Here is a 2,573-nt window from a genome sequence, read left to right on the forward strand (position 1 = left end):
TGTCCCGAGGAAGGGTGTAACCGTGTCCTCTCCCGCCAGAACTTCTGCCCGATCCATGAGTTCAAACCTGATTTCAAGTATGATCTCCGGATCAGGGGTACCCTGGATGACGGCCATATCGCACGGAACATCCTGCTTCCGCGTGAAGTGGTTGAATCTCTCTTCCAGATGACTCTTGCCGAGGCACAGGAGATTGCCGAGAACCAGCCGCTTGGAGCGGATGAAGTGATCCGCCAGCTTAACGAGCGGGCACTCGGGCGATACCTGAAAGTCACCGCCCGCCAGTTTGAAGATCTCTTTATTGCCAACCATGCTGAATGGCTTACCCCTGACATGAGCAGGCAGACTGCCCTTCTGAACCGTGCAGGAGGCGATCTCGCATGACACAAGCGCGTACCCAGAGTTATGTCCGTGAACCGGCAAAGCGTGTCTTTGCCGCGGAACTCCGCGATGCCCGCCACTCCTTCCGGGAAGGCGATGACGAAAAGAGCCCGACTTATATCCTCCTCCCGACAGGCGAGCGTTCAAACCGGATCTTCATCGTCGGTTCGCTCACACAGAAGGAGAAGCGTGGCGAACAGCACAGCATGTATCTTGCACGGGTTGCAGATCCTACCGGCACCTTCTTTGTCAGTGCAGGATCATACCAGCCCGAGGCGATGCAGCAGATCGCAAAACTCGAATCCCCGGCCTTTGTTGCAGTTGTCGGGAAGCCGAATGCATATGAGACACCTGACGGCAATGTCCTCATCTCGGTTCGTGCCGAGACGGTGACCGCAGTTGATCGGAATATGCGGGATCTCTGGGTGCTTGACTGTGCCGAGGCGACCCTTGACCGTATTGATGCGTTCGAGAAGAGCCCCGATGCCGAAGCAGCACAACGGGAATACAACCCGAATCTTGAATCCTATAAAAAGATGGTCTATGACGCCTTAACGGCGATCAGACAATAATTTTCTCTTTTTTCCAACCGTCCCACGCCTCGATGATCTCTTCGCCAGTAACAAACGGAAAGCCATGCTCCTCTCCATATGCCCGTGCCTTATCTTTCCCAAGGGCGTTTCCGGTCTCGTCATCGAGCATCTCACAGACGGTGACGGCCGGAGTGACCCCGGCCATGATGGCAAGGGCGATCGAGAGCTCGGTCTGGCCCTGCCGCTGGTCAAGGAGGGTATCTGCTGCACGGAGCAGTGCGGAATGACCCGGAGTGCGGAATTCTTTTCCGAATGGCGGGAGTCCGCCCCCGTTCATGGCTGATTGGACATGTTCTGCGACCTTTGTGATCGTCAGGGCACGGTCATGGTCGGTGATGCCGGTGAAGGTCTCGCGGTGGTTCACCCAGAGCGAGAATGAGGAGTGGTTCTTCCGGTCATAGGGGACATCCCCCTCCTTCTCCCCAAGCTCGCCGCACCGGGAGAAGACATCTGTTGCAAACGGGAGACCGAGTGTCTTAGCTGCTTCCGGGTGGACTGCGGTGCAGATGAGCCCGCCGCCATCCTTTCTCATTCTGAGAATATCCTGCGAGGTTACTGCATCTGATCGGATCGAGAGATCGGTCTCGCGTTCCCGGTTGTCAAAGTCGTAGATGAGGACGAATTTCCCCTCTCTGAGTGCATTGATTGCGTCGTTAATCATATCCGATCTCCACCTCGATAATATCGTTATCTTCCAGCCCGAGTTCGTCCCTGAGCGGCACACCGGCAATGAGTTCGATGATATCCTCGGGGTAATGTGTCCTGCCAGGCACAATCAGGGCACAGGGGATCCCCTTGATCCGGCAGGGGAGGCAGCGTGCCTCACCAAATGTCCTGTGCTCGTCTGAAAAGCCTGGAATTGTCGTCCATTCAAGGGAATCAAGTTTCTTTCGTACCGGAATACTCTGCTGGATCAGCCTGAGATTCAGGGTGCCGGGGTACGGTTCAAATCCGCAGTTCATCCTGAACTGGTTTTTGTAATGGTCAAGGGACATGTAGTACCGGCCCTCCCCAAGCCCGGAGATGACCGCTCCTTTCAGGATGAAATGCCCGCCGGTTCTTGAGAAGATCCGGCAGTACTCGGCATGTTCACGCCTGAGGATCTCCTCCCCGGTTTTTGTCACCTCAACAGACTGGCCTGATGGATCGACGTTCCTTGTGATCAGGTGGGCTGAATCAAGCGACTTCAAACGGCGTGAGATCGTCTGTGGACTTGTCCCGAGGGTGGTGCCGAGGCTCTGGGTTGATATCCTGACCGGCCCGCGGCACCCCCCGAGAAGAGCAATTGCTTTTAGTACAGGAAGATCTCCCGCATCAGGCATCTGCATGATCATCAAATTTGGGAGGCTGCCTATTTATGGGTATCGAAACCGGTGAGGATCGGGGGTCGTCCGGGAACCCGCCTCATCGGGATCACTTCCGCCCCTTCAAGATTTCCTGCCGCCCAGAGGTAGCGCTCACGGACAGATGCAGGGAGATCTGTTTCCGGGATTGGGACAAATCCAAATCCGGAATAGAACTTTTTGAGGTGCTGTACTGCATACATCGTGAGTTCCTCATTATAGCAGGCTTCAATAAGCGCTCCCACCACCTGCCGGG

The 2,573-nt window shown here is 55.7% G+C and carries 3 protein-coding genes and 2 pseudogenes; 2 read left to right on the forward strand and 3 right to left on the reverse strand.

The window, feature by feature from the left end:
- Both QCH34_RS10500 and QCH34_RS10505 read left to right on the forward strand, forming a co-directional pair.
- Positions 1–384, forward strand: a pseudogene (locus QCH34_RS10500) (nucleotide-binding protein); the annotation flags it as partial.
- Complete coding sequence (locus QCH34_RS10505) at positions 381–953, forward strand: nucleic acid-binding protein (protein ID WP_300333861.1); 573 nt, start codon at positions 381–383, stop codon at positions 951–953. The pseudogene QCH34_RS10500 and the gene QCH34_RS10505, both read left to right, overlap by 4 nt.
- Here the strand turns inward: QCH34_RS10505 and ribB are convergent.
- From ribB to QCH34_RS10520, 3 genes and pseudogenes are all read right to left on the reverse strand, one after another.
- Entirely contained in the window at positions 943–1,635 is a 693-nt protein-coding gene (ribB, locus tag QCH34_RS10510; protein ID WP_300333863.1) for a 3,4-dihydroxy-2-butanone-4-phosphate synthase, read from the reverse strand. The genes QCH34_RS10505 and ribB overlap by 11 nt on opposite strands.
- Positions 1,628–2,296 carry a DUF120 domain-containing protein gene (locus QCH34_RS10515; protein ID WP_300333865.1) on the reverse strand — a complete coding sequence of 223 codons (669 nt, stop codon included), beginning with the start codon at positions 2,294–2,296 and terminating at the stop codon, positions 1,628–1,630. Before QCH34_RS10515 ends, ribB begins: the two co-directional genes overlap by 8 nt.
- 29 nt (positions 2,297–2,325) lie before the next feature.
- A pseudogene (locus QCH34_RS10520) lies at positions 2,326–2,573 on the reverse strand (hypothetical protein); the annotation flags it as partial.

The sequence above is a fragment of the Methanocalculus sp. genome (assembly GCF_029762515.1).
GTDB lineage: Archaea > Halobacteriota > Methanomicrobia > Methanomicrobiales > Methanocorpusculaceae > Methanocalculus.

What these genes read in the sequence shown, in the direction of transcription:
- QCH34_RS10505 (WP_300333861.1), top strand. Translation starts at nt 381, where the DNA reads ATGACACAAGCGCGTACCCAGAGTTATGTCCGTGAACCGGCAAAGCGT.
- ribB (WP_300333863.1), bottom strand. Translation starts at nt 1,635, where the DNA reads ATGATTAACGACGCAATCAATGCACTCAGAGAGGGGAAATTCGTCCTC.
- QCH34_RS10515 (WP_300333865.1), bottom strand. Translation starts at nt 2,296, where the DNA reads ATGCCTGATGCGGGAGATCTTCCTGTACTAAAAGCAATTGCTCTTCTC.